We start from the raw sequence: 26,584 nt of genomic DNA on the forward strand, positions 1-26,584 counted from the left end.
ACCTCACTCAGGCCGCTTTTTCAATTTTGCGGTCACTGTGTAAGGCATCCACCAGCTTCACGGCTTCCTGTTCCATGGTTACCACAATAGTATCCACTCGGCGCTGGAAGTATCTGTGCGCCATTAGCGCTGGAATCGCCACAGTCAAACCCGCCGCCGTAGTAATCAGAGCCTGGCTGATACCACCGGCCAAAATACCCGCATTGCCGGTGCCCTCCAGCATAATTGCCGTGAAAACCTGGATCATACCGATGACAGTCCCAAGCAAACCGATCAATGGCGCAATCGCGGCGATGGTGCCGAGGGCATTGAGGAAACGCTCCAGCTCGTGTACTACCTGGCTTGCAGTTTCCTCAATACTGTCTCTCATTACTTCACGGCCGTGGCGGGAATTGGAAAGTCCTGCGGCAAAAATTCGTCCGAGTGGGCTGGAATCACGCAGCTCCTTAAGTTTCTCACTATTGACCTGGTTGCTTTTTAGCCACCCCCACACTTCTCCAAGTAAAGTGCGCGGTGCAATACGCTGGGGATTCAACGTCCAAAAACGCTCAATGCTGATAGCAATAACAGCAACGGAACACAACAGGATCGGCAACATCAACCAGCCGCCAGATTTTATTATTTCAAACACTTTTCTTGGCCCTAAACAGCGAGAGGGATTTCAGGAATTTCTTCTGCATCTTAGACGCAGGAGTCGCACTTTATCACAGCTGCTCTCGGCGGCTAAGTCTTCCACTCGGCTCAGCCTCGCCATTGTGATCCGCATACCAAAACCGTGGCGCTGAACGACCCCAGCTGATCACAGGCTCCGAGGTGCCTCTTTGCCAAGAAAGCTCGACAGCTCCACTTTGTGCTGTATTAAAAATTTGCGTATCCATCGCACGATAACGTGCGACTACATTCGCATGGGGATGGCCAAAATGATGACGATAGCCTGCGCTGAATATCACTCGCTCAGGCCTTGCCCAGCTCAGTAAAGTCTGGGATGAAGAAGTCTTAGAACCATGATGAGGCGCCACCAATAAATCTACTGGCTTCTCCATTGGATAAAGCTCCACAAGACGGCGTTCTACGGAGCTTGTGATATCCCCAGTAAGTAAAATACGCACTTGTTGCCATTCAATTAGAGCCACACAACTTTGATCATTTTCCTCTCCATCAATTTTTTTTTGCAGTGGCCATAACCAACGTACAGAGAGCTCACCGAAATAAAGCCTTTCACCCGCGACACAGGAGTCTGCTCGTATATCAAAATCCCCCACCAGTTTTTTTCCCAGTTGCCCTGGAGCATAGAAATTATTGACAGGCAGTGACTGCAATAGCGCCGCCACCCCACCCGCATGATCCCTGTCACCATGGCTGACAACCAACACATCGAGTTCTCTCACCCCGACTCCACTCAAATAAGGAGCAACAATGGCCCCTCCAGCACTCCAACCCGATGGCGAGAGAGGTCCGGTATCAAAGACAAGGCGCGCTTCTTGGGAGCGGACCGAGAGAGCCAGACCCTGGCCAACATCCAAAGCGGTGAAAGTAAGCCCCTGACGACCTGGTGTCGAAACAGGCAGCATAGATTGGAGCAAAGGAAGCAGAAACAAGCAGCCCAGATATCGTCCCGGCACACCCCTGGGTAAGATTAATAACAGGGCGCCCAGTGCGGATAAGACAAGCAGGGTTGTGCTTTGAGGCGTTATCAAAGGCTGCCAGGTAGGAACAAAATCCCGGGCATACTTCAGCATTTCCATGAGAAGAGTCAGTTGCCAGTCGGCAAATTTAAAGCACCAGATTCCAAGGCCAGTCCCTAACAGTAAGGTGCCAAGCATCAAGGCCGGCAGTATTATCAAACCAAGCCAGGGAATTGCCATCAGGTTCAGCAGCATTCCGCCAGAGCTGTACCCAGAAAAATACACTACCGAGGGTAAAATCAAACCCAGCGCCACCAGCCATTGACTGCGCAATAATTGTACAAAGGTGGAGAACCAGCGTAAAAACCAAGCTTCCACGTGCCTTTTCATCCCCACATGAGCACTCGCCTCACTTCCCTCCACACCGTTCTCCGTTGTCCTCTCTTGCCTAACAGAGCTACGCCCAGAAAACCCCAAGAGAAGCGCACCCACAGCGGCGAATGACAGCCAAAACCCGGCTCCGAAGAAAGCCAATGGCTGGATAATTAGCACTAATGCCAAAGCGAGAGAAAAAGCCAAGCCAGCGCCTACCCGTCGCCGCCAATGCCAAGCCAGCAGCAATACCCAGGTCATCACCAGGGCCCTTTGGGCGGAGAGAGGAGCGCCAGCCAACAAGGTATAGGTTAGAGTGCCAATAAGCGCCAACAACATCGGAATCCACCTGGGACAGGTCCCCATCAATACCCCGAGAGCCCTCGCCAATACCTGCCCCAACAGCAGTAAAAACCCAGCCACCATGCCCACATGCAGGCCCGATATTGCCAAAAGGTGTGCCGTCCCTGTCTGCTTTAACAGGTCACTGTCGGCACGGGAAAGGCCGCTGCGATCCCCTAGTAACAGTGCTGTAACCAGGGCGCTTTGGTTTATCGGTAGCCTTTGAAGCTTCTGCCTAAAAGCATCTCGCAGGGCGGATAGCCCCATGCCCTGGCTCAACCACTGTGGGTCGCCATTTTGCGGGCGCACATACCCCGTTGCATAAACACCCCGCCGTAAGAGCCAGCCCTCATAGTCAAAGGTATGGGGATTTACACTACCGCGTGGACGCTTTAACCGCACCGGTAAATCCCAGTGGCTATTACCTCGCAGCAGCCTTTGCACCTCAACATCTGCGCGGTACCAGGTGAGATAAAGAAGGCTACCTGAATGAACTTCCCCCGGCCCCGCCTCCAGTATTCTCGCCTGGAAGCGTATATCCCGGGTAGCACCCCTCTGTAACGCTGGATTACTCCTGACCTCGGGGAGGGATACAACCTCAACCCTTAGGCGTTGATCAATGCCATGAGCCGATTCAGGTAAACGCTGCTCAAGCGCGGCTTTATTGCTCGATAAAGCCCAGAGAGCACCGAGCAACGAGATGACAAGTAATAGGCAGAGAGCGCGTGTTTGAGGGAGGGAAACCAACAATAGGAAGGCAATAATATATACCCACAGTACTCCCCCTATTTCTGGTAGAGACGGCAACAAACCAATAGCAGCAACTGATAGAGAGAAGACCCAAAGGGCCAGCGTAGGGCTCCATAGCCACAGAGTAGTCTTAGGGTCCCAACCCACATCCAGCCTGCACTTTTTTTGTACAGGGTTTATGGTTCTCATCCTTGTCCGAAGCCCCGTGATAGCAATAGATCAGAAAATTTGACACCGCACACAAAACAGGCACCATAGAACCAAAACATGTCTATAACCGGCGCGCCATGCCGCATAGTGACTGCCTTAACTGCTATACATGGCACCCGCTGGTCATATTTTTTTAAGAAAAATGCCATGTTTAACATGTTTGTAATATTCAGGTCGCAGAATCCGCACCAAATCGAGGGGCAACCAACAGACTGAACGGAAGGCTTCCCCTCAACCCACAACCATAAACTGTGCGAGACGACTATGAATAAGACCGCTCTCTCTCTGGCCATTGTTGCCATGATCCCGACTCTGGCCAACGCCCAAGAAGAAGGCGATGTCCTCGACTTTTACGGCAAAGCCAATGTTACCTTCCAGTCTGCTGACGAAGGTGACGGCTCTGTAACCGATATTCAAAGCAACGCTTCCCGCCTGGGCGTTAAGGGTGAGATCGCCCTGACCGACGGCATCAAGGGTATCTACCGTATGGAATACGAAGTAGATATGGATGGCGACGCTGATGACACTTTCTCTCAACGCAATATCTACGCTGGACTGGAAGGCGGCTTCGGTCAGGTAATCGCGGGTAAGTTCGACACCCCTTTGAAAGTTGCCCAGAAGAAAGTTGACCTGTTCAACGACCTGGAAGGCGATATTAAAAGCCTGATCACCAGCAGCGACAACCGCGAAGAAGACGCTCTGCAGTACACTACCCCGTCTTTCGCGGGCTTCAAAGCTTCTGCTGCTTATATCAGCAATAAAGATGAGGTAATTGGTTACGAGATCATTGGCCAAAATGATGATGGCAGTGACATCTTAGGCAAAGAAATCAAGCGCAATAACGGCATCTCCACTTCTATTGCTTACGATAACAACGGCGTTTACATGGCCTACGCTTTCGACCAAGACGTTGAAGGCCAAGACGTTGACGTTCAGCGCTTTGTAGCCCAGTACAACATCGGCCCTGTACAGGTTGGTGCTCTGTTCGAAGATCAGGAAAACGCTGACGGTGAAAACGCTGACGGCTGGATGGGCTCTGTAGCTTACAAAATCGAGCAGTGGACCCTGAAAGCACAGTACGGTCAGTCTGATATTAAGAAAGAAGACGGCGAAACTTACAGCCTCGGTGTTGACTACAAGTTCAACAGCGCCGCTAAAGTATTCGGCTTCTACACCGACGAAACAGCTGATGGCGATTACGACCGCAGCTATGCCGGTATCGGTGCTGAATACAAGTTCTAAGAGCGCTTTTAACGACGATCATCCGAATTGGGAAGCGCTGTTTGACCGTCGTATGATTTAAGAGCTTGAATTAGGCGACCTATGGTCGCCTTTTTTGTTGGAAGTTCCAAAGCCGCAATGCGGCAGCTTATTAAATAACCAACTTATCCATAAAAAGATGAACTGGCATTGCCTGTAACTGTTGTTGATCAGCAAATAAAGCTAATATTTTCTCTGCTTGGCCTGAAGGGAAACGTGCAGCCAGATTGGAATGGAATTTCTTCAACAAAAGCGGTATCCCCTCTTTACGGCGTCGACGATGACCAAGGGGGTATTCCACCACTACATTCTCTGTCGCCTTGCCCCCCTTAAAAAATACCTGCACACCATTCGCAATTGAACGCTTATCCGGATCAAGGTAATCCTTCGAATAGCAGCCATCCTCAACAACGGTAATTTTCCCGCGCAGCTCATCAATTTCCGGATGGGACTGATGGAATTCATCCTCATAAAAACTAGCCTGCAAATCCCCAAATAAAAGAGCCACAGCCACGATATATTGCAGGCAGTGATCGCGGTCCGCCGGATTGGAGAGGGGGCCGGTTTTACTAATAATTCGTATTGCGGATTCGTGAGTAGTCACGACAACTCTCTCTGTGTCTTGCACCCTGCCCCTTACCAATGGATGTAAAACTATCGCGGCTTCACAGGCCGTCTGGCCATGGAATTCTGCCGGGAAGGAAATCTTGAAAAGGATATTCTCCATTACATAGGTGCCGAATCGACGCGGAAACCGGAACTGCCGCTCCTCCAACGGTTTTATTACCTGATCAGCATTGGTTTTACTGAAAGCCACGTCATAAAAGCCCCACTGCTTCGCAGTAAGTACGGTTGGTATACCCATCTCACCACGCATGGCCATATCCGCCAGGAGAACTCCCCTTGCCGAGGCATCTCCTGCCGCCCAAGATTTACGCGAACCCGTATTGGGGAAGTGCCTGTAGGTACGCAGGGCACTACCATCTACCCAGGCCTGGGAAATCGCCGCCAGTAATTCTTCCCTGCCTCCCCCCATCAACCAAGTAGCAATCGCTGTAGAAGCCACGCGAACCAACAATACATGGTCCAAGCCGACGCGGTTAAAGCTGTTTTGTAATGCCAGAACACCTTGGATCTCATAAGCCTTGATCATCGCCTCCATCACCTTTCCCATTGTCAGGGGCTCTTCCCCTGCACTCAGCCGCTTCTGAGAAAGGAAATCGCACACCGCCAAGATAGCGCCCAGATTGTCAGATGGATGCCCCCACTCTTCGGCCAGCCAAGTATCATTGAAATCCAGCCAGCGGATAGTACAGCCTATATCCCAGGCAGCTTTAACCGGATCCATGCAAAATTGGGTGCCCGGCACTCGAGCCCCATTGGGCACCACCATCCCCTCAACTAGAGGGCCTAATAGTTTCGTACACTCGGGAAAACCCAGTGAAAGAAAAGCACAACCCAAGGAATCCATCAGGCAGTAGCGCGCTGTTTGCCAGGCCTCATTGGAATAAACTTCAAAATTGAGAACGTAATCGGCTATATCCTGGATTACCTGATCATAAATTAGATGGCCAGTTTGGTCTGAGTCGGTGCGCATAGCAGAAGGCCTGATAGTACTGTGAAGAAATTAAATAAGCCTAGTAATTTTTTAGTTGTATCTTTCACTTTGAAAATGAATAACAAGATTTGAGCGCTACGACATTGATGGCTTGCTTTTTTGTGTATATTGTCATCCTGTGAATTTCACTAATATTCGACCGAGATTGAAAAGGTAAGAGGGTTTGTGATTAGTCTATACACTCCAACCTCCAATAAGAAAACACTAAATTGCAAACAATAGCGACTAAAACAAAAAGGGTATGCTGTACCACAGAAACAGTGTTATTTCGTCAGGGAGTGGCCTCCCGAAATATTTATTTTATACATGCCGGTTATGTTCTTATCCATAAAGTGGACTTTAATGGCAACCGGGGACTTGTAGACCTGTATGGGCCAGGCTCCTGGTTTGGCCCAGGTCTTGGCGGAAATTCACAAGAAATAGAAGCAATTGCCAAAATAGGTTGTGAGCTAGAAGTCGCTTTTCCAGAAAATCTCAATGGCCTGTTACATTCACTGTCACAAACCCAGCAAGACCTTATAGAGCATCTAGCCAACAGAGAGTCTTTATTACAACAGCGTATATTTCAGCATATAACCGCGCCCCTAGCTGTCAGATTGGCAAGTTTATTATCCCAACTATTTCATTTTCAGGGGCAACCTTGCGCTCACGGGCATGAATTAGATGTAAAGCTTTCTCAATCTGAGCTAGCGGCTATGGCCGGCGGCAGTAGACAAACCGTTAGCCAACTACTTAGCACCTGGAAACACAAAGGCATTATTGATTACACACGCCAACATATTTGCCTACTAAACAAAGGCGCCCTCGAAGGCTTAGCGCAAGGCTAAATTTGGCTTTAGTGTCAGCTAGCTGACAGTTGATCGTCCCTCTCCTCCCTATACTTCCAAAAAATGAGGGCTAGACCTAGTCCCCACCTCCATGGAATCAACATAGGAAGAGGCATTATGCGCACAATCTGCTTAGTTACACTGGGAATACTGTTTAGCCTACAGGCCATAGCTCAAGAGAATCTAAAGTCCACTTTCAGTCATTTCGTTGACGCACAGGGAAACATCACATTACCCAAGGATTACCGCCAAGAGTGGACATTTCTCGGCTCCTACCAAGTAAAGTCATCCAGTGGCAAGGGCTGGGATACTCACATTGTTTACACTCAACCTGAAGCAGTTAAAGCCTTTCGCAAAAATGGAAAATTCCCGGATGGCGCAGTCCTGGTAAAAGATGTCAACAGCACCAAATCAGAACCATTAACCACAGGCTTGGCTTACTACTCTACTGATCTCCAGTTCACCTTTATGATGGTCAAGGACACAGAAGGGAGATTTCCCAAGAATGAGGCCTGGGCAGAAGGTTGGGGATGGGCTTTATTCAAGCCAGGGGTAGCAAAAAGTGAAACCAAAACCTGGAAGGGCAGCGGGCTTAACAACTGTTTTGGATGCCACTTACCAGCCAAGAATAATGGCTGGGTCTATACACAAGGCTATCAACAGGTCCTACAGAACTAAAAAGTAAACAGCAAAAATTAGAGGTTAGAGGTCTTTTATTCGGCTAGAGTAACAGGCATAGATTCCCTCCAGATCAGCTTATCACCCCCACCCCAGCGCTAATTGATTTATATCAATTAGCGCGATCTTGATTGCCGTTAACATGCGGCCGCGCCCGACTATTCCACTATGAGTTTTTCCGTGTTTAAACCTGAGTTACTGTCCCCCGCAGGGACTTTAAAAAATATGCGATATGCGTTTGCCTATGGTGCCGATGCCGTTTATGCAGGCCAGCCCCGCTACAGCTTGCGTGTGCGCAATAATGAATTTAAAAATATTGAAACCCTGCGCCTAGGTATAGAAGAAGCACACCAGCAAGGAAAACAGTTCTATATCGCTTCCAATATCGCCGCCCACAACGATAAAGTTCGCAGTTACCTGCGGGACCTGGAAGAAATTGTTGAAATGGGACCTGACGCCCTGATTATGTCCGACCCAGGCCTGATAATGATGGTAAGGGAGCGTTGGCCTGATCTGCCAGTCCACCTATCCGTACAGGCCAATGCGGTAAACTACGCGACCGTAAAGTTCTGGCATCGCCAGGGGTTATCTCGGGTGATACTTTCCCGAGAACTGTCCCTGGATGAGATTGAGGAAATTCGCCAGAAAGTGCCTGAGATGGAGCTGGAAGTCTTTGTCCACGGTGCACTCTGTATCGCCTATTCCGGGCGCTGCTTGCTATCCGGTTATATGACCCATAGAGATGCCAACCAGGGCGCCTGCACCAACTCCTGCCGCTGGCAATACCAAGCTCATGAAGCCAAAGAGAATGAAGTTGGCGAATTGATTCATGTGCAAAACCAGGAATCTATCCAAAAACCCATCCAGCAACCCACCTCCGCCAGTGACAATACTTCCCAGGCCTTTTTACTACAGGAAGAAGGTCGCCCTGGCGAATATATGCCGGCCTACGAAGATGAGCACGGTACCTACATCATGAACTCCAAAGATTTGCGGGCCGTACAGCATGTCAAGCGCCTCACGGAAATGGGGGTTCACTCTTTAAAAATCGAAGGTCGCACCAAATCCCACTACTATGTGGCTCGTACTGCTCAGATCTATCGTCGCGCCATAGACGATGCTGCAGCAGGAAAAGACTTTGACATGAAGATGATGGACGAATTGGAAACCCTCTCGAACCGGGGCTACACGGAAGGTTTCTACCGTCGCCATCCACCAGCAGAATACCAGCAATATGAAAAGGGGTTGATATCAACTCCGGGCCAGCAGTTTGTCGGCGAGCTTATTGACGGCAATCCAGAGTATTTGACGATTGATGTTAAAAATCGCTTTGAACACGGTGATCAATTGGAATTAATGACTCCCAGCGGTAGCTTGTTCTTCCCCTTGGAACAAATGGAGAATACGGAAGGCAAAGCGATCGATGTAGCTCCGGGATCCGGGCATATCGTGCAGATACCTCGACCAGAAGGAGTCGATGACGATCAGCTTCAACAGGCGCTATTAATCAAAGCTCTGGGATAACCCTGGGTTTGTAATTTGCACTAAGGCTTATCTAGCCTCTCGTTTTGCAAACATATTTTGTTAAAAGTGTAGTGGTTTACAAAATCTACCGGATTCACTAAGCCACGACACCTTTATTCCCACTACATCTCCACAATTTTACTTGTGAATCGATCCTCAAAATTCATTGGGTAATCGTTAAACTTCTCAAGTGACTGCCCGCCTCACAATATTCAAACCGTCCTGTATTTCCCCACCATTCACCGCAAGGAACTGGTTCTTGTGCCAATTTTCCTGCATTTTCAGCCTCACCTAAAACCCTTATACAGCCCTGAGTTTTGATCACAAAAATATGCTCGACAGTACTAATTACAAGATAAGAACCCGCCCTCCCTCGGAGTTCCAACAGGAATACACCCGTTTTAAATAGTTATGATTTTCCACCTCTAACTCGCCTCCGCATCAAGGTTTCACAGCAGAAAAGCGTGTAACGATTGCTTAACCAAGGAAATGCCGCAATATGGATATTATTAAACCTAAGAAACGCCCCCTGATTAAGCACCCTTTAATGCTGGGTGGTGCTGCCCTAGCTTTTGTGGCATTTACCAGCACCCTCCTGTTACTTCCTGACAGCGCCTACAAAGTTGAGCGGGAACAGCTGATGCTAGGTACCGTCCAACGGGGAGACCTGCAGGTTGTGGTAGATGGCTACGGAAGGCTGCGTTCAGACAAGCAGACTTTAATTACCGCCCTAACCGCAGCGAATGTTGAAAAAATCATGTTGCGTCCCGGTGCAGAAGTACAAAGTGATAGCGTCATTATGCAACTGAGTAATCCAGAGTTAATGCGCGATCTGGATGCAGCCGAAACCTCCCTGGAACAAGAGGAAGCTAATTTGCGCCGGCTTGTTCTGAACAACCAGCGCGATGTTCTCGCGGAGGAAGCCATACTCGCGGAACTGAATTCCAATTACCAAGTGATCAAGTTGCGCCGCGAAGCTGAGGACGAACTGGTAAAAAGTGGAGTGGTTTCCCAGCTCACCTACCAAACAACCGTCTTACGCCAAGAGCAGATGAAAAAACGTGTGGACCTGCAAAAACAGCGTATCAACCACCTGCGCAAAGTCGCCGTCGAATCAGAGTTAATCCAGCGCGAGCAAATCAACCAAGCCCAGACCCAACTACAGAGCATCCAACAGCGGACAGATCGCCTCACAGTACGCGCCGGCCTGGACGGCATACTACAACGACTACCAGTAGAGCTAGGGCAAGGTGTCGACCCCGGCCAGGAACTGGCTCTGATCGGCAGCGAGACAGATCTACTCGCCTTGGTTCAAGTCCCACAATCCAAAGCAGAACAACTGGAGGTTGGCCAGCCCGCTGAAATTGATACCCGCAGGGAAAAAGTCGAAGGTGTGGTAACCCGTATTACTCCTGAGGTTCGGGACGGCAATATTGAAGTGGAAATTGCTTTTAGCGCAGGCGCTCCGGAGTCTGCCAGGCCACAACTCAACGTCGATGCCCGGATCTTCACCGCCACTATGGAAGATACACTGTTCGTCGAGAGACCTATCAATGTACAGAGGCACAGTGAGACCAACCTCTTCCTGATTAACGAAAACGGGGAGGAAGCGGCACTCCAGTCTATCAGCTTCGGTGAGGAATCGGGCCGATATATCCAAATCACCCAAGGCGTCAATGAAGCGGACCGTATCATCCTCTCGGATATGGCCAATTTTAATGAAGCTGAGCATATCCAGATTATTGACTAAAGCCTGAAACCCAAAGCGAGAACAGGGAGTTCGCTATGTCCAAGCCAATCCTTCATATGGCCGGGATCACTAAGGTGTTCAGCACCGAAGAAATGGAAACTCACGCTCTGCGGGGCGTTGACCTGAGTATTTACTCGGGGGAATTTGTTTCTATCTGCGGCCCCTCGGGTTGCGGTAAATCCACACTTCTCTCGATTCTCGGCCTGCTGGACCTCCCCACCAGCGGCAGCTATCAGATTGAAGGCACTGAAGTCGCTCAATTGACGCTAAGTGAGGCGGCGACAATTCGCAACGAGAAAGTAGGCTTTATCTTCCAGTCCTTTAACCTGATTGACGAACTCTCTGTCTACGACAATATCGCCCTGCCCCTGCTATACCGACGCAATCCCATTCCCAAGTCTGAAACCGACAAAAAAGTGAAACACTGCCTGGAGAAGGTAGGGATGAGTCACCGGGCCTCTCACAAACCTAATCAGTTATCGGGTGGCCAACAGCAGCGAATCGCCATAGCCCGGGCGCTAGTTGGCAATCCATCCCTGCTACTGGTGGACGAGCCCACCGGCAACCTGGATTCCCACAATGGCGATGCGGTAATGGAAATGCTGCGGCAGCTCAACAATGAAGGGACCACCCTGTGTATGGTGACCCATGATCCTCGTTACGCTGACATGGCCAGCCGCCAATTGCATCTGCTGGATGGAAAAATCTCAACGCCGCAGCCCATAAAAGAGCCCCATGAGATGGCCCTATGATCACCACAAAGGACCTGTCCATTGCCCTCCAGTCCCTCAATCGGGCGCGGGGCTACGCCACCACTATTATTTTAACCCTGGGTATCACCCTCGGCGCCCTGGTAACGCTATTTAATCTCAACTACCAACTGTTAGCCGCACCCCTACCCTACCCGGACGAAGATCGGCTGTATGTCGTGAATGGTAATCTCTACCAAAACAAGCAGCTGCGGCTGGAAAACAACAGCCAATACCCCGCCCTGGTTGAAATCTATAAAAACGACAGTTTCTTCGAGTCCAGCGCCCTGGTGTACTTCTGGGAAGATGTGGTCCGCAATTTATCCGGATCACCACGGGCTAATGTTTCCTATGTCTCTCCAGAATATCTCCAGCTGGCTGGAGCACCCCTGGCCCTGGGCAGACAATTCAATGCCGATGAAGGGCTCGACAGCCGAATCCCTGTGGCGGTTATCAGCTATCAAACCTGGGAGCAGATGTTCCGGCGCAGCCCAAATGTCTTGGAGCAAAGCCTGCAATTTGGGGAGGTGGACTTTCGTATTGTCGGCGTCACTGCCAAAGACTTCATTGAGCCCCAGATCTATAAACAGGGCCGACAAACAGCAGTCTGGCTGCCCTGGGACTTTAACGATACACAAGTAGAGCGCAGAAATAATTGGAGAGGCTTCCTGCCTTTTCGCATGCTCACAGGAAAGCTGAAGCCGGGCACTGACCCCGCCAGTGCGGGGCATGAATTGAGCACATTAATGGATGCCCAGTATCAAGCGGCCCTAGCGGGAAGATCCTCTTCGGTAGAAAGGTCCGTTGAATACCGACTCACTCCCTTCGCCAATAAAATACTTGGCGACAGCGCCACGCGAACCCTAATGGTTATGGGCGGTACACTGGTACTTCTGTTAATTGCCTGTGCCAATGTTACCAACCTGATTCTTTCTCGCGCAGCCAAACAACAACGCAATATGGCGATACAGGTCGCATTGGGCGCACACAAAAAACATATCTTTTTGGCCCTGCTATGTGAAATCGGCCTACTAATGTTAGGGGCTGCATTACTTTCTCTACTTTTAGCCCTGGGATCGACGGAAGTACTAAGGGTGATGGCTACGGAACAAATTCCTCGCATTCAAGAGCTCACCTTAAACTGGCAGACACTGGTTTTTGCACTGTTGTGTGCCTTACTGCTCGCCCTGTTCTTCTCAGCCATAGTCAGTCGCCAGGTTAATTACCGCGCACTGAATCAAATGCTGCAGAGCAGCGGCAAAGGCTCCGGTGTACAAATTTCACCACTGATCCGCAAAGTCCTCATCAGCAGCCAAGTGGCGATGACTAGCTTACTTATCGTCGCCAGCTTGCAGATTTTCCTGCAAGCTAACCGACTGATTAACCAGCCCTTTGGCTTCCCCTTGGACAACGTTCAAGTGATGACTCTGAATATCGGCAATCTTAGGAACGCCCCCACTACCGAACGGGAGAGTTACCTAAAGGCCATCAGGCAGAGATTGCTGGAGCACCCTAAAGTACAAAATGCCAGCCTTAGCTTAAACACTCCTATCTCTATCAGCCGGCCACTCTGGACCACCTCCCTGAGTCATGATGCCAGCCGACAAAACCCGGTGATGGCCAAGACCACAGTAGTCGACGAAAACTACCTTTCCATTTTGCGTATGCCACTGGTAGCTGGCCGCCATATCAATGCGGCTGAGTTTTCCGATAACAATCGCATGATGCTCGTCAACGAAACCCTGGCCCAGCAACTGGAACCGGATGGAGAAGTGTTAGGCAATCGCTACTACTGGCGAGGTGACTTGCCCTACCAAGTGGTAGGTGTAGTGCGCAACGCAAGCCTGCCTGGCAAAATGGAACCCGCCCGCTTATTTGTGCGCGGTATCAACGTGAGCTATCCCCTACTGGTACTCAGACATAAACCTCACCAACCACTCAGCACCACAGAAATCAATCGGGAATTTGCCGTAGTCAACAGGCAATACAAAGTTTCCGAGCTATTCTCCCTGGAGCAGGCGCGAGACCTACTCCTAAGCAATGACCGGGTCTCAGTTTGGGTAACCACCGCCCTAACATTACTGGCACTCAGCCTCGCTGCCATCGGTATCTTTGGAGTGCTCAGTTACAGTGTACAACTGCGGCGCACTGAGCTTGGCGTGCGCATGGCAATCGGCGCCCGCCCAGCGACGATTTTCTATCACACCCTGATCGATAGCCTGATTCCCGTAGTTATCGGTATCGCTGTAACGACTTTGGTAGTGGTCCCACTGGCACTTTGGCTTGAGCAAAGCGAGTTCAGCATTGAAACCAGCCTCTGGGGCTGGCTGCTGCCACCACTGCTTATTATCGGCCTGACCGCCTCGGTTACCCTGCTTTCTGTATGGAAAATAATCAACAAGCCCGCGATTTACGCATTGCAAGGAACAAGATAAATACTTTCCATCTGATAGCCGCTGCTTGAGGTTGCGCGCTCATCGTGCAATCTTTACAGCAAGCACAACAATAAGAAATGGAGCAGCCAATGCAACCTCAGCAATGGTTATCAAATGGAAAGATATTTGATTATCAAAACCACCAACTCTTCTATGTCGATAGCAACCCAAGCTGTCGACATGAACCAGTACTGCTTTTGATTCACGGTTTTCCAACCAGTAGTTATGACTGGCAAAAGGTATGGACTCAACTGACAGAGCACTATCGCTGTATTGCTATGGATATGCTGGGCTTTGGCTATTCAGACAAACCCAAACAGCATAACTACAGTATCCACCAGCAAGCTGATTTACATGAAGCTCTTCTACAATATTTAAACATCAATAAGGTCCACCTGTTGGCCCATGACTATGGGGATTCCGTAGCACAGGAGTTACTCGCCAGAGCCAACAACGGCGGCACTACAGGGTATATCTCGGTGTGCCTGCTGAATGGCGGTCTATTCCCAGAAACTCATCAAGCTCGCCTCGTGCAGAAACTCCTGCTTTCTCCTATTGGCTCTCTAATCAATAAACTAATGCGCTACCGGCAGTTTTGCCGCAGCTTCAGTGCCATTTTCGGACCAGAGACAAAACCCTCCGACAGAGAATTGCGAGACTTGTGGCAAATTCTCCAATATAAGAATGGCAACCGGCTCCTCTATAAACTGATCACCTACATGTACGACAGGCGCAAACATCGTCAGCGTTGGATCGACGCGCTAAACCAATACCCTGGCCCCCTACTGCTAATCAATGGCTCATTGGACCCAGTTTCAGGGAAGCATATGGTGGATCGATTTCGTCAATTGATAGATCGGGCAGCAGACATTATTGAGCTGGGAAAGATTGGGCACTATCCGCATTGGGAGGCGCCTGATCATGTGGTAAGTGCGTACTTAAATTTCGTAGAGACGGAGAAAAAAGAGCATTTAATGCTTTCTTGAATATCCTAGATAGTTCTCTGTTGCGATCATGATGGCAAGAACAGGGTGTCAAAATCCCAGTCTAATTCCAAGCATCCACAATAATAAGGCGTATTTTTAGTTTCATCAAAATGTAATACTTTCTTCTTTTCAAGGCGTGTCCCATGCAATCATAGTAAGAACCATACCAAGCAACATTAAGAACGTATTATGATCTACTCAACCACTGAAACCGTACCAGGACATGAAATTAAAGAGATACTCGGAGTGGTTACCGGTAACGTTGTTCAATCCAAGCATATTGGTCGTGATGTTATGGCGGGCTTAAAGAGTATCGTTGGCGGTGAGATAAGAGGCTATACAGAAATGCTATCCGAAGCCAGAAATAAGGCCCTTCAACGGTTGATTGATAGTGCCCAGCAGAAAGGAGCCGATGCCGTAGTAGGTATCCGATTTTCAACAAGTGCCATTATGGAGGGGTCTTGTGAAATGATGGTCTTTGGGACTGCCGTCAAACTAAGGAAGTGATATCCCCTAACCAACAATTAGTGCCTATTTTGAAAGATTCCGTAAAATATAGCTTTTACTGCTAGTTAGCTTCAATTCAGGGATACGAGGTTCCGAAATTAAATTCAATGGAGCCTCTAATTTACAGCCCAATATCTGGCGATAGGATTCACTAGTGGCAACTAGGCTAAGGCCTCTACGTCAGATCTAATTTTTTCAGACATCAATGATCTATATAACCAATTACTTACAGAAAGATCGCTCATGATACGCACAACTAAATATCTTTTTCTTTCCTTCCAATTAGTATTAACACCTGTGGTAACAGCAATAACCATTCGCGATGATGTGAGTGACTCAAGATACCGTATCGATGCCTCTGAACTCCCCGCACTTGTAGATTTACCGGGAGAAGGACACGGTGTACTTATCTCCCCAGAGTGGATTGCGACAGCTGCGCATGCCGTTACTTGGCAACACTGTATTGAAGAGGTCATCATTAAAGGCACTTCCAGAAGTATCGATAAGCTGGTGATACACCCCGGCTACAAGAAGATACCTCAAAGGATGATTGATGAGGCACTAGAAACGGGAGATGCCAGTGAAATTGAAGCATTATTGGCCACATCCGATGATATTGCCTTAATTAAACTCTCTCAGCCTATCATTGATGTTAATCCGGTAGGAATTTACCGTGAAAGTGATGAGCAAGGAAAAATAGTAAAGCTGATCGGAAAAGGAGCAACGGGTACAGCTGACCTCGGCCATGACCCCAAAGGCCCCAATCGAACAGAACTCCGTAGAGCATTTAACATAATCTCATCAACTCAAAATCGTTGGCTTGGCTATGACTTTGATCAGGCCCCAAATGCGTTGCCACTTGAAGGTATGTCTACAAATGGCGACAGTGGCGGCCCAGTACTAATTGAAATTGATGGCCAGTGGTTACTCGCAGGACTCACATCCTGGAAGCACGCGGAAAACGTTGATATACGAACCTTCCGCCCTGGCACCTATGGCCAGACTTCCTATTCCATTCGCTTAAGTCATTATGCAAGCTGGATTGACGCAATGATTTCTAATGATTCATCTACTCAGCAATCTGTCAAAGCAGAATCTGATAGCTCATCAACTAACCAATAAACCGTTATTCTACAAACCCCACAACAAGAGTTATCCAAGGAAATATGATGTACAAATTAATACCTTTAATCCTGTTAACTTCTTTAAATTCATATGTATATGCCAATTCCGCTGAGGACAACACCAAAATACGCAGAGCCGTACTCGATTACATTGAATCACAACAAAAAGTTGAACCAAGCCTAATGGAAAGAGGTTTAGATACGAAACTAGCCAAGCGAACCTACTGGAAATCCAAAGACGGCTCAGAATTCATCATGGAGACAGACTATGAAACCATGGTTTGGTTGGCCGAAAACTACAATAAGGAAGGCGATAAATTTACAGAGTCCCCCAGGGTTGACATCAACATACTTGATATTGATAACCGGGTAGCCTCGGTAAAGCTTACAGTCGATGATTGGATTGATTATATGCATTTATATAAGAATGATAAAAATAACTGGAAAATCATTAACGTTCTCTGGCAGTACCATGATACGAAAAGACATATTAACAAGAAATGAACTAGACATTAAAAATACCCTGTGGGCTTCCCACACAAATAGATACTATTTCTTAAGAAGTTCTTATTTATAAAAAAATATCCCCAGACGTTTAACAGGCTAAGTGCTAGAAAAAGTAGCAGCGAATACCATAAAAAATGATGACTGTTTCAAAAATCTGTCTTTGCCTTATAGCAAGCTCAATATCAATTCTTATTGCCACTATGGAATACTGGCTAGGCCTAGATGGTAACGAGTTGTTTCTAGCCAGAAGTGTTTCAGCTATGGTATCTGTCGGGCAGAGTAACCTAATTTATCCAGAACCGACTTTAGTTGCTGGCAATGGCGGTATTACAGAAGTTCGAGTCATCTTCATGGCGCTGTGTCTATCGACTCTCCTGGCCTTAGGCTCATTCGTATTGGCCACGGTTAATAGAATCAAACATGGTTCCTACAAACTCTATCTACCTTTAGCATTCTGCTCTGTAGTTCTATGCCTAAGTATTATTTATGTTGGGTTTCGGTCTGGAATTCAGTATAGTCTTTGAAGTGTGCCAAGCTTAAGCCTGTGCCCACACACAAAACAAAAAGGAGCACCAAATTGAAGAGGATCACCGTCGCCCTACTATTCTTACTAGCAGCCATTGCCTGCTATGTATTTGGTGTGCCTGTTGGCGGGGCCTTTTTTCTCGCTTTGGGTGTTGTTTTTGAGGGGATCTTTTGGATAAAACTATTCAAACGCAAGAGAAAGTCAGCCTAATAATTAGTATCTTGTTATTTCTACCTAGGCAAAGACGTGTTGGCAGTTTAGTCGAGCCTAAGCGACCCTACTTGCGCGACTTCTTTTAGCAATAACGAACCATATTCTCCTATTGCCGATATCTCCTTGGCTCCTTATCCAACCTTCGCTAATACTCATTTCCAAGCTCAATACCCTTACTAACTCACATTGAGCAATACGAAAGCTTGGGACAACGTTCAAGACCAACTAAATTGTCCGCCACTTTCTTTACCAACTAGGAAATATCCATGTTCCCTCACCGCTTACCGCGTTGGATTGCGGTCATTCTTCTCTGTCTTGTTGCTATAGCCTGCACGCCTGAGAAGCCAGAAAAGCTGAGCGAGCCCTCTACTGAAAAGGCATCTACCCCTGGGGCACTCAAAAGCGGTGATGAAAATTCAAAGGAAGAAACACCCCCATTAGTCTCTGCCCCAAAGGCTAGTGTTAAAGAGGCTAGTAGTGAGACTGGATCAACAACTTCCGATACCAAACCCCTAAGCAAGTCCAGTGAAGAAGCTCCTTCGCAGGCTGCTACTTCCAACAACGACACGATGCCGCTGGTTGCGGATTCAACGGAAAGTGCTCTTACGGTGCTCCATATAGGTGAGCGGGTCTACAAAGATGCGCGAGCTATTACGGTGATCTTTTCTGAGCCACTGCTGGGGAATGCCCATTTTGGTTCCTACCTAACCCTCACCCAGGAAAATGGTGAAGATGTCGATGGGGGCTGGGTTTTATCTGACAACCAGAAGATCCTTTACTTCACCAACATCAAGCCGAATACACGCTACAGTGTAGCGATATACCCCGGCCTGCCCAGTAAGGATGGATTCGAGTTACGAAAGTTAAAGAAGGACACAGTTCACACTCGGCGTATCGAACCCAGTATCAGTTTCTCCAGTAATGGCAGTATATTTCCAGTTACGGTAACACCTGGCTTACCAGTGACTGCCGTCAGCATTGAAGCGGTGCAAATCCATTTTCACAGAGTGAAGCCTGAACACTATTCCGCCTTCCTTAGTCTGGTCAACAATCAGTCTCTGAAGTACTACTACCAGTTAAGGGCTCTGAACAATGTTGCTGAGTTAGTCTACAGTGCACATTTTGATCTAACCCAAGAAAAATATGTTCAGCGAGACTTCGATCTCTCCATAGGCCATATTGAACCATTAAAGCAGCCAGGCATTTATGTTGCTGTCATGCAGCCGGCCGGTGTATACAACACCAATCTTTTCGATGTCACCCACTTTTCTATTTCCAACTTGGGCTTACATGCCCGTTACTACCCGGAAAGCATTGACCTCTATGTTTCCTCTCTGGATGAGGGTCAAGCATTGAAAGGCATCCAGGTGGAGCTACTGGATAACAAAGGAGGACTGATCAAGCAGCAGACGACCTCCAAAGAAGGGCATGTTCGTTTTCTGCTCAGCCAGGAGCAGGAGGACTCCCAGCGCTTCTTTGTTGCGCGAGACCCAGATACAGGCCATTTCTCTCTGTTAGATTTGCGCGAACCGGCGCTGGACCTATCGGACTTCAAGCTGGGCCAACGCCCTTCCAGGCCGATGGAGTTCTTTATGTACGGTCCCCGGGATTTGTACCGTCCCACAGAATCCATACAAGTTAGCGGCCTGCTACGCAATTACGACGGGCGCTATTTAAAAGACTTACCGATCAAGGCGGACTTGATTAAACCCGATAACACCAGTGCCCGTACTTTCACTTGGCACGCCAGCGCGCCGGGATACTACGAGAAGCTGCTTCCCCTACCTCAAAATGCTTCGACGGGTGATTGGCGCCTGGAAGTCGAGTTGGCCGATGGACGCAAAGTGCGCTACCCGTTCAAGGTGGAGGAGTTTCTACCGGAACGTATGAAGTTGGTACTACAGGATGGTGAAGAGCGCAGCCTGGTTCAGGGGCACGATAAAGCCTTGGAACTGGAAGTTGAAGGTAGCTATCTGTACGGTGCTCCGGCCGCAAACAACCGCTTGGAAACTCTGGTACAAGTCAGCCACTACCGGGAACCCTTCCCTCAATGGGAAGGGTTTTTGTTTGGGGACGCCACTGAGCGATTGCCCGCGCGCCAGTTTAATGCGTCCACCATTGAGCTGGATGCTGAAGGGCTTGGCAAATTACCGCTGCGATCCCGTTGGAATCACGCGAAGAGCCCGCTGAAAATTAATCTGGTTTCGAGCCTGTTCGAGTCCGGCGGCCGCCCCGTAACTCGGCAACATCCCGTTCTGGTTTGGCCCGAGCATCCAGTAGTCGGCATTCGCCCTAACTTTGGCAAGGAGAATCCCTCGGCCAATAGCCGACCGGAATTCGAAATTGTTGTAGCCGATGCACTAGGTGAACCGGTCACAAGCCGCAATCTCAGTGCGGTATTAATCTCAGAGGATCGCCAATATTTTTGGGAGTGCTCCGCTAGCCAGGGTTGGCACTATGAATACTCCACTGCCGAGTTCGAATCTTTCAGCCGCCAACTGCAATTTAATGAAGAGACTCCCCTGAAACTCACGGTGCCTGTGGAATATGGCCACTACCGTTTGGAAATTACCGATACTAATAGCGGATCCACCAGCAGCCTGCGCTTCCATGCTGGGCGCGACAGGTATTACTGGTGGCGTAAGGACCAAGTAGCGAAAGGCCAGGCGGCTCGCCCGGATACCGTGGCTTTATCTTTAGATAAACCCAGATACGCACCTGGAGATTTAGCGCAGCTCACTATAGTGCCTCCGGCAGACGGTGAAGCGCTGGTGTTGGTAGAGAGCGATCGATTGCTGTGGTCCGAGCGTGTATCGGTAGAGAAATCGGGCACCAAAGTTGAAATTCCCATTTCAGCAGACTGGGACAGTCACGATACCTATATTTCCGTAACTGCACTACGCCCGGCCGATAAGAATGAGCGTATCGCCCCTAATCGCGCTTTCGGACTGGCTCATTTGCCACTGGACCGGGAAGCCCGACGCTTGCCTGTGCGCCTGGAAGCCCCGGCACGCGCCCTGCCCGGCTCAGAGATAGAAGTCACCGTAATCACGGACCTGGACTCCATCGGCAAAAATGGCGGCGCAGCCTGGACCACCTTGGCAGCGGTAGATGTGGGCGTGCTCAATATCACCCACTTTGAAACACCAGATCCCTTTGAAGCCTTTTTCGGCCAGCGCCGCTACAGTGTTGATGTCCGCGATATCTATCACCGAATTATTGAGTCTGGTAATGGCAAGCTGTTGGAGCAACGTTTCGGTGGAGATGCTGAACTGGCGCGTGGTGGAGAAGAGCCCAATTCCGATGTGCAGATCGTTTCGCTATTTTCCGGGCCAGTGAAATTCGATCAGCAAGGCAAAGCGAAAGTTTCCCTTCAGCTGCCGGAATTCAATGGCAGCCTGCGCCTAATGGCGGTGTCATTCAGTAAAGAGGGGTTTGGCAGTACTGAAGGAGAACTGATAGTAGCCTCCCCATTAGTCACCCAAGCAGCCCTGCCCCGTTTTATGTCTCCCGGAGATCGCAGCACACTGGCGCTTGACCTGAACAACCTGAGCGGCCGCACGCAAAAACTGACTGTGGAAATGCGGTCTGTGGGCGCTGTGGATATGGAAATGGGAAAGCGTCTGTTAGAGCTGGCCGATGGCGAGCGCAAGACTTTGCGCTTCCCCATTACCGCTAAAGAGGCCACTGGTGAAGCCGAATTCCAACTGAGAGTAAATGGTGCGTTAGATGAAGATAGCCAGGGTATCACCATCGAACGCCAGTGGCGCCTGGGTGTTCGCCCAGCCTGGCCCGCCACCACGCATACCCAGCGCCGTCTTCTAGAGCAGGATGAGAGTTTCAGCCCGGATAAGGCTTTTCTGGATTCCCTGATGCCGGACACGGTACAAACATTAGTATCCCTGGATAGCCGCCCGCAATTGCAACTTCAGGACCACCTAGCAAATTTGCTTCGCTATCCCTATGGCTGCTTGGAGCAAACTTCCAGCCGTGTTTATCCACTGGTGATGGCAACGCCGCTACAGCAACAAAAATTGGGCATCGAACCCCTGGACGAAATCGAGCGTGCGAGACGTATCGATGCAGGTATCGAACGTATCTTCAGTATGCAAAAAGGCAACGGCGGTTTTGGCCTGTGGAGTGCGGAATCAGCAGAGAACCAATGGCTCACCGCTTATGTGGCCGACTTACTTCTGCGCGCTCGTGATCAAGGTATTGTGTTCGATAACACACGCCTGGAGTCCACCCTCAAGCGCCTGCAGGAATATGCCCGCGAGCGCGGTAGCTTTTATCAACAGCGCTACAGTAGTGACCCTGACTTTTACGCTTATGCTGCCCGCTCCTATGCCGCCTATGTGCTATCCCGAGTGCAAAAAATCTCGCTCAGCCAATTGCGCAGCCTTTACGAAAGCGGTGCTGACTTAACCCGATCCCCTCTACCACAGTTACATATGGCAATTGCTCTCCAGGCCATGGGCGATAACACCCTGTCTCAAGAGGCCTTACAAAAAGCCCTTTCCATTGAGCGCAAGCGCCTTAGTTACTACGGCGATTATGGCTCTAACCTGCGCGATACTGCACAGATGATCTCCCTATTGCTGGAGCATAATTTGGCTACCGACAAAGCCGAAGAGATGCTGTTTGAAATGGTGAATCTGCTCCGTGAATGGGAGTACCTAAGCACGCAGGAACGAGGCAGTATATTTATGGCCGGCGTTCAGTTACAGCTTAATGGCGGTGAAAATTGGTCTGCTTTACTAAAAACCATTGATGGTTTACGGGAAGTGAATGATGATAATCCGCACAATACTCTCTTCCGTGGTCGTGAAGCCGCAGAGGTATTTGAGGTAACCAGCCAAATAGAAAAACTCTTCGCTGCTATTACCATTAATGGTTACAGCAAACAGGCACCTACAGCGGTGATGGATAAGGGCGTTAAAATCACGCGCAGCTACCACAAACTAGACGGTTCAAGTGTAGTACCAACTCAGGTGCGGGAAGGTGAACTCTATCTGGTGCGCCTGCAAATCGACGCGGACCGACGCCTGCCCGATCTTCTCGCAGTAGACCTGCTACCCGCAGGGTTTGAGCTGGAAAACCAGAACCTCGCCGATAGTGTCAAAGTGGATGAACTTGAATTCGACGGTAAGAGTATCGCCCAATGGCAGAACGACCAGGACAATATACAACACATGGAATTCCGCGATGATCGATTTGTGGCAGCATTGGATCAATCTGAGTGGAAACCCACCAATCTCTTTTATATCGCCCGAGCAGTAACTCCCGGTCACTACCAGGTACCACCTCCCTTTGTGGAGGATATGTATAACCCTGAACGCTTTTCCATTGGCAAGAACCCAATGGCGCAAGTACAGGTAATCGGCAAGCATTGAAACTGTTAGCCACACTAATAGCTCGATGGAAAAACAGCAGCCGCATGTTTCGTGTGCTGCTGATCTCACCTTTCTTTCTTTTAGTCACATTGTTGGCCCTGGATACTATTTTCCCCCCACCTTTGCCTGAAACACATGGTTTTGCGCGGGTAGTGGCTGATCGCCATGGTAAGCCACTGCGTTTCTTCGCTGATAATCGCGGCGTGTGGCGTTACCCCATCACGCAAGATGAAGTAGCGCCACGATTTATCGAGGCACTACTCACCTATGAGGATCGCCATTTTTATCAGCACCCAGGCATAAATCCCTTTGCGCTCGTTCGGGCGGCCAGCCAATACCTTCGCAATGGACATGTGGTCTCCGGTGGCTCCACCCTGACCATGCAGGTAGCGCGCCTGCTAGATCCACATCACAGGACTTTAATCGGTAAGACCAAACAAATGTTGCGCGCCCTGCAATTGGAATGGCATTTCAGCAAGCGGGAAATTCTCGATCTCTACCTCAATCTGGCACCTTACGGCGGCAATATTGAAGGCGTGGAAGCCGCCAGCCGTTTATACCTGCGTAAATCCTCCGCCGATCTCACCCACGCCGAAGCGGCACTCCTGGCAGTATTACCCCAAGCGCCCAGTCGCTTGCGACCGGACAGGTACCCAAATCGAGCACAAAAAGCTCGGGATAAAGTTCTGACCCGGTTACAGGTCTACGGCGTTTGGAGCGCAAACGAGGTCGAGCGCGCGCAGCTAGAAAACGTCTATGCGGAGCGTCTGGAATTTCCACAGAATGCCCCTCATTTATCCCGCTGGCTGGTAGAAAGCATCAGTGATCAAGAGGTGATTAACACCACCATTGACGGCAATATTCAGCGTGGACTGGAGGACTATCTGCGCGATTATATGGAGAGCTATCCGCAGAAAACTTCTGCCGCCGTTATAGTGTTGGAGAATTCCGACTTATCTGTCCGCGCCTATGTGGGAGCCTCTCATTTCGGTGACAAACGTCGATATGGCTATGTGGATATGGCGAGAGCCACGCGCTCGCCCGGCTCTACTCTCAAACCATTTCTGTATGGACTGGCAATCGATGGAGACCTGATCCACAGCGCCTCCTTGCTCAGTGATGCACCGCGAATTTATGGAGATTACCGCCCAGAGAATTTCCACCGTGGTTTTTCCGGCCCGGTCAGTGCTACTGCCGCTTTGCAGCGCTCTCTCAATGTCCCAGCCGTGCAATTGCTGGAGCACTACGGCCCCGGCCGATTTGCAGCAACACTGGAAAATGCCGGCCTCTCACTGCAATTCCCCAGCGGCGGCAAACCTAATCTAGCCATGATTTTAGGTGGCGTTGGCACCCGCCTGGACCAACTCACCGGACTTTATGCAGCCCTAGCGCGCGGCGGGCTATCCGCAGCACCCCGCTATTTACCCGAAACTCCACTGCGAGAGCGGTACCTGATGTCTGCAGAGGCCGCCTGGATCACATTCGAAATACTGGCTTCCAACAGTGGTGGCTCACGACGCTGGCGCAATCTGGTAAGGCAAAGCAGATATTGCCTGGAAAACAGGCACTAGTTACGGCTACCGCGATGCTTGGGCGATCGGTGTAACCCCCAGCTATACCGTAGGAATTTGGGTAGGCCGCCCAGACGGCACCCCCCTCCCCGGCTACTACGGCTCCATCAGTGCAACGCCATTGTTAAATGCAGTGATTTCATCTCTACCAGGTAACAAGCAGCAACGCCTGGCAAGACCCGAATCAATAATCCAAACAGAAATCTGCTGGCCGTTAGGGGGCCAGAAGTCGTTAACCGAAGATGAACTCTGCCACCAACAGCGCAATGCCTGGCTTATCCTGGGCCGGGCGCCCCGAACCCTCCCCCCAAAAGGAGAACCTTTACGTGCTGCACAAACTTACCACTTCTTTGCCAACCAACAGGGCTTGCGGGTAAAACCCAGCTGTATGGACTCCTCTGCTACAAAGAGAAGCCTTGCCCTGTGGCCAAAGGAGCTGGAGTCCTGGTTGCCCACCAACCAAACTCGGAACCAACAAATCCCACCGACAGCGCCCGAATGTAACGCCCCAACCGCAACTACAGGTACCCCACTGAAAATTGTCGGTGCCAGCAATGGTAACCAATACCTTCCTACCGGTAACAGCGCTCCTTTACCACGTATAAATCTCAGCGCGATAGGAGGACAAGGGAAACGCTACTGGTTTATCAACGGCGAACCCAAGGATGAAACATTGGGCACTCAAAATTTTGCACTCTCACCACAGAGTGGTCAGCATCAAATTGCAGTGTTGGATGAGAGCGGGAATGTGGATCGGATTGAAATATATGTAGGAATTAACGATTAAATTTAGCACTATCAATATGGACAGAGATAAAAGCTATCGCAGGGCTTGTGAGCTCCAAACTTCTGGGAAGCTTTCTCAAGCTCTTCAGCTTTATGCACAGTTAACGGCCTCATCTAATGACCCAAGATATTACATCGCTTATGGTATGTGCCTCCAAGAATTAAATCATTGGAAACAATCTACAGCGGTTTTAAAAAGAGCCATTGATCTAAAGCCCCACTACTGCCTACCAGATGCACAACTTTTTCTGGCGATAGCTTACCTTAAAGTCAATCAGAAAAAGGAAGCGATAACGCTACCGAGTCTTTGTGCATCAAGGGCTCCTGAATACCCAAGTTATGAGTCAGCTCCAAACAAAGCCAAAGTGATGGACGATTGAATAAGGTCCAACCCTATTTTTTCAGCCGGGATAAAATTTTATGACACAGTGAGGTCAAGTCCTGTTGCTCTTCAGTCGTTAATCTAACTTTGCAGGCCATATCTTCAAGTATATGAGAGGTTTTCTGCTTTAGATTGCGCCCTTTTGGGGTGAGGACAATCACTTTTGCCCGCTCGTCCACGCTGGACTTTTGCCTCTTGATAAACCCTTTAGCCTCTAGGCGTTTCAGAACTTGAGTCAAGGTGCCTGCATCCAGGTAAGTCTGATGGCTTAGCTCTTTGATAAAAACAGAGTCTTCATTCCAAAGGCTCATCATCACCAGAAACTGCGGGTAGGTAAGATCAAACTGATCAAGCTCCGGCCTGTATTCACGCACCATAGAGTTCGCTGTCGAATATAAGGCAAAACACACCAACTCTTGGAGATTGAACTCTTTTGGAGTCATCTTGAT

The 26,584-nt window shown here is 49.4% G+C and carries 19 protein-coding genes; 15 read left to right on the forward strand and 4 right to left on the reverse strand.

The genetic code is table 11. The features are described 5' to 3' along the window. Positions 1-7 precede the first annotated feature (7 nt). Both ACJJIO_RS20720 and ACJJIO_RS20725 read right to left on the reverse strand, forming a co-directional pair. Complete coding sequence (locus ACJJIO_RS20720) at positions 8-631, reverse strand: MotA/TolQ/ExbB proton channel family protein (RefSeq protein WP_252085810.1); 624 nt, start codon at positions 629-631, stop codon at positions 8-10. 73 nt (positions 632-704) lie between these two features. After that, a complete protein-coding gene (locus tag ACJJIO_RS20725; RefSeq protein ID WP_444909681.1) occupies positions 705-3,278 on the reverse strand; it encodes a DNA internalization-related competence protein ComEC/Rec2 in 2,574 nt (857 codons plus the stop codon). 285 nt (positions 3,279-3,563) lie between these two features. Here ACJJIO_RS20725 and ACJJIO_RS20730 point away from each other — a divergent pair, with 285 nt between their 5' ends. Beyond that, positions 3,564-4,541 (forward strand): porin, encoded by a 978-nt coding sequence (locus tag ACJJIO_RS20730; RefSeq protein WP_444909682.1) that lies wholly within the window; start codon positions 3,564-3,566, stop codon positions 4,539-4,541. 130 nt (positions 4,542-4,671) lie between these two features. Here the strand turns inward: ACJJIO_RS20730 and ACJJIO_RS20735 are convergent, their stop codons facing one another. After that, a complete protein-coding gene (locus tag ACJJIO_RS20735) occupies positions 4,672-6,156 on the reverse strand; it encodes a bifunctional 2-methylcitrate dehydratase/aconitate hydratase (protein WP_444909683.1) in 1,485 nt (494 codons plus the stop codon). 230 nt (positions 6,157-6,386) lie between these two features. Here ACJJIO_RS20735 and ACJJIO_RS20740 point away from each other — a divergent pair, with 230 nt between their 5' ends. From ACJJIO_RS20740 to ACJJIO_RS20805, 14 genes are all read left to right on the forward strand, one after another. After that, the gene (locus tag ACJJIO_RS20740; RefSeq protein WP_444909684.1) at positions 6,387-7,004 is read left to right on the forward strand and encodes a Crp/Fnr family transcriptional regulator; all 618 of its coding nucleotides are present in this window, start codon (positions 6,387-6,389) and stop codon (positions 7,002-7,004) included. Between the two features lie 117 nt (positions 7,005-7,121). Further along, on the forward strand, positions 7,122-7,682 hold the full coding sequence (locus tag ACJJIO_RS20745) for a cytochrome P460 family protein (RefSeq protein ID WP_444909685.1): 561 nt from the start codon (positions 7,122-7,124) through the stop codon (positions 7,680-7,682). Positions 7,683-7,907: 225 nt separating this feature from the next. Continuing rightward, positions 7,908-9,206 carry a prephenate-dependent tRNA uridine(34) hydroxylase TrhP gene (trhP, locus tag ACJJIO_RS20750; protein ID WP_444909686.1) on the forward strand — a complete coding sequence of 433 codons (1,299 nt, stop codon included), beginning with the start codon at positions 7,908-7,910 and terminating at the stop codon, positions 9,204-9,206. Positions 9,207-9,705: 499 nt separating this feature from the next. After that, positions 9,706-10,956, forward strand: a complete 1,251-nt coding sequence (locus tag ACJJIO_RS20755; RefSeq protein WP_444909687.1) for an efflux RND transporter periplasmic adaptor subunit — start codon at positions 9,706-9,708, stop codon at positions 10,954-10,956. Between the two features lie 35 nt (positions 10,957-10,991). Then, the gene (locus ACJJIO_RS20760) at positions 10,992-11,708 is read left to right on the forward strand and encodes an ABC transporter ATP-binding protein (RefSeq protein ID WP_444909688.1); all 717 of its coding nucleotides are present in this window, start codon (positions 10,992-10,994) and stop codon (positions 11,706-11,708) included. Then, positions 11,705-14,140, forward strand: coding sequence for an ABC transporter permease (locus tag ACJJIO_RS20765; RefSeq protein ID WP_444909689.1), 2,436 nt, complete (start codon positions 11,705-11,707; stop codon positions 14,138-14,140). The genes ACJJIO_RS20760 and ACJJIO_RS20765 overlap by 4 nt, the downstream gene beginning before the upstream one ends. Before the next feature lie 89 nt (positions 14,141-14,229). Continuing rightward, positions 14,230-15,126: an alpha/beta fold hydrolase gene (locus ACJJIO_RS20770; RefSeq protein ID WP_444909690.1), complete on the forward strand. Its 897-nt coding sequence runs from the start codon at positions 14,230-14,232 to the stop codon at positions 15,124-15,126. A 189-nt stretch (positions 15,127-15,315) separates the two neighbouring features. After that, positions 15,316-15,633, forward strand: coding sequence for a heavy metal-binding domain-containing protein (locus tag ACJJIO_RS20775; protein WP_444909691.1), 318 nt, complete (start codon positions 15,316-15,318; stop codon positions 15,631-15,633). 243 nt (positions 15,634-15,876) lie between these two features. Beyond that, positions 15,877-16,755 (forward strand): S1 family peptidase, encoded by an 879-nt coding sequence (locus ACJJIO_RS20780; protein WP_444909692.1) that lies wholly within the window; start codon positions 15,877-15,879, stop codon positions 16,753-16,755. Positions 16,756-16,802: 47 nt separating this feature from the next. Further along, positions 16,803-17,261 carry a nuclear transport factor 2 family protein gene (locus ACJJIO_RS20785; protein ID WP_444890402.1) on the forward strand — a complete coding sequence of 153 codons (459 nt, stop codon included), beginning with the start codon at positions 16,803-16,805 and terminating at the stop codon, positions 17,259-17,261. A gap of 1,008 nt (positions 17,262-18,269) precedes the next feature. Continuing rightward, positions 18,270-23,396, forward strand: a complete 5,127-nt coding sequence (locus ACJJIO_RS20790; RefSeq protein ID WP_444909693.1) for an alpha-2-macroglobulin family protein — start codon at positions 18,270-18,272, stop codon at positions 23,394-23,396. Between the two features lie 44 nt (positions 23,397-23,440). Next, entirely contained in the window at positions 23,441-24,967 is a 1,527-nt protein-coding gene (gene pbpC, locus ACJJIO_RS20795; protein WP_444909694.1) for a penicillin-binding protein 1C, read from the forward strand. Positions 24,968-25,100: 133 nt separating this feature from the next. Further along, positions 25,101-25,754, forward strand: a complete 654-nt coding sequence (locus tag ACJJIO_RS20800; RefSeq protein WP_444909695.1) for a penicillin-binding protein 1C — start codon at positions 25,101-25,103, stop codon at positions 25,752-25,754. Positions 25,755-25,770: 16 nt separating this feature from the next. Then, positions 25,771-26,133, forward strand: a complete 363-nt coding sequence (locus ACJJIO_RS20805; protein WP_444909696.1) for a hypothetical protein — start codon at positions 25,771-25,773, stop codon at positions 26,131-26,133. 13 nt (positions 26,134-26,146) lie between these two features. Here ACJJIO_RS20805 and ACJJIO_RS20810 read toward each other — a convergent pair whose 3' ends face one another. Continuing rightward, the gene (locus ACJJIO_RS20810) at positions 26,147-26,578 is read right to left on the reverse strand and encodes a MarR family winged helix-turn-helix transcriptional regulator (protein ID WP_444909697.1); all 432 of its coding nucleotides are present in this window, start codon (positions 26,576-26,578) and stop codon (positions 26,147-26,149) included. Positions 26,579-26,584: the final 6 nt, after the last annotated feature.

Source organism: Microbulbifer mixtoriginis (SeqCode), from assembly GCF_052467235.1.

Excerpts from the sequence above, each read along its gene's own strand:
- ACJJIO_RS20725 (WP_444909681.1), bottom strand. The coding sequence starts at position 3,278 with ATGAGAACCATAAACCCTGTACAAAAAAAGTGCAGGCTGGATGTGGGT.
- ACJJIO_RS20785 (WP_444890402.1), top strand. The coding sequence starts at position 16,803 with ATGTACAAATTAATACCTTTAATCCTGTTAACTTCTTTAAATTCATAT.
- ACJJIO_RS20745 (WP_444909685.1), top strand. The coding sequence starts at position 7,122 with ATGCGCACAATCTGCTTAGTTACACTGGGAATACTGTTTAGCCTACAG.
- ACJJIO_RS20765 (WP_444909689.1), top strand. The coding sequence starts at position 11,705 with ATGATCACCACAAAGGACCTGTCCATTGCCCTCCAGTCCCTCAATCGG.
- trhP (WP_444909686.1), top strand. The coding sequence starts at position 7,908 with ATGCGATATGCGTTTGCCTATGGTGCCGATGCCGTTTATGCAGGCCAG.
- ACJJIO_RS20735 (WP_444909683.1), bottom strand. The coding sequence starts at position 6,156 with ATGCGCACCGACTCAGACCAAACTGGCCATCTAATTTATGATCAGGTA.
- ACJJIO_RS20755 (WP_444909687.1), top strand. The coding sequence starts at position 9,706 with ATGGATATTATTAAACCTAAGAAACGCCCCCTGATTAAGCACCCTTTA.
- ACJJIO_RS20730 (WP_444909682.1), top strand. The coding sequence starts at position 3,564 with ATGAATAAGACCGCTCTCTCTCTGGCCATTGTTGCCATGATCCCGACT.
- ACJJIO_RS20790 (WP_444909693.1), top strand. The coding sequence starts at position 18,270 with ATGTTCCCTCACCGCTTACCGCGTTGGATTGCGGTCATTCTTCTCTGT.
- pbpC (WP_444909694.1), top strand. The coding sequence starts at position 23,441 with ATGTTTCGTGTGCTGCTGATCTCACCTTTCTTTCTTTTAGTCACATTG.
- ACJJIO_RS20810 (WP_444909697.1), bottom strand. The coding sequence starts at position 26,578 with ATGACTCCAAAAGAGTTCAATCTCCAAGAGTTGGTGTGTTTTGCCTTA.
- ACJJIO_RS20770 (WP_444909690.1), top strand. The coding sequence starts at position 14,230 with ATGCAACCTCAGCAATGGTTATCAAATGGAAAGATATTTGATTATCAA.
- ACJJIO_RS20775 (WP_444909691.1), top strand. The coding sequence starts at position 15,316 with ATGATCTACTCAACCACTGAAACCGTACCAGGACATGAAATTAAAGAG.
- ACJJIO_RS20760 (WP_444909688.1), top strand. The coding sequence starts at position 10,992 with ATGTCCAAGCCAATCCTTCATATGGCCGGGATCACTAAGGTGTTCAGC.
- ACJJIO_RS20805 (WP_444909696.1), top strand. The coding sequence starts at position 25,771 with ATGGACAGAGATAAAAGCTATCGCAGGGCTTGTGAGCTCCAAACTTCT.
- ACJJIO_RS20780 (WP_444909692.1), top strand. The coding sequence starts at position 15,877 with ATGATACGCACAACTAAATATCTTTTTCTTTCCTTCCAATTAGTATTA.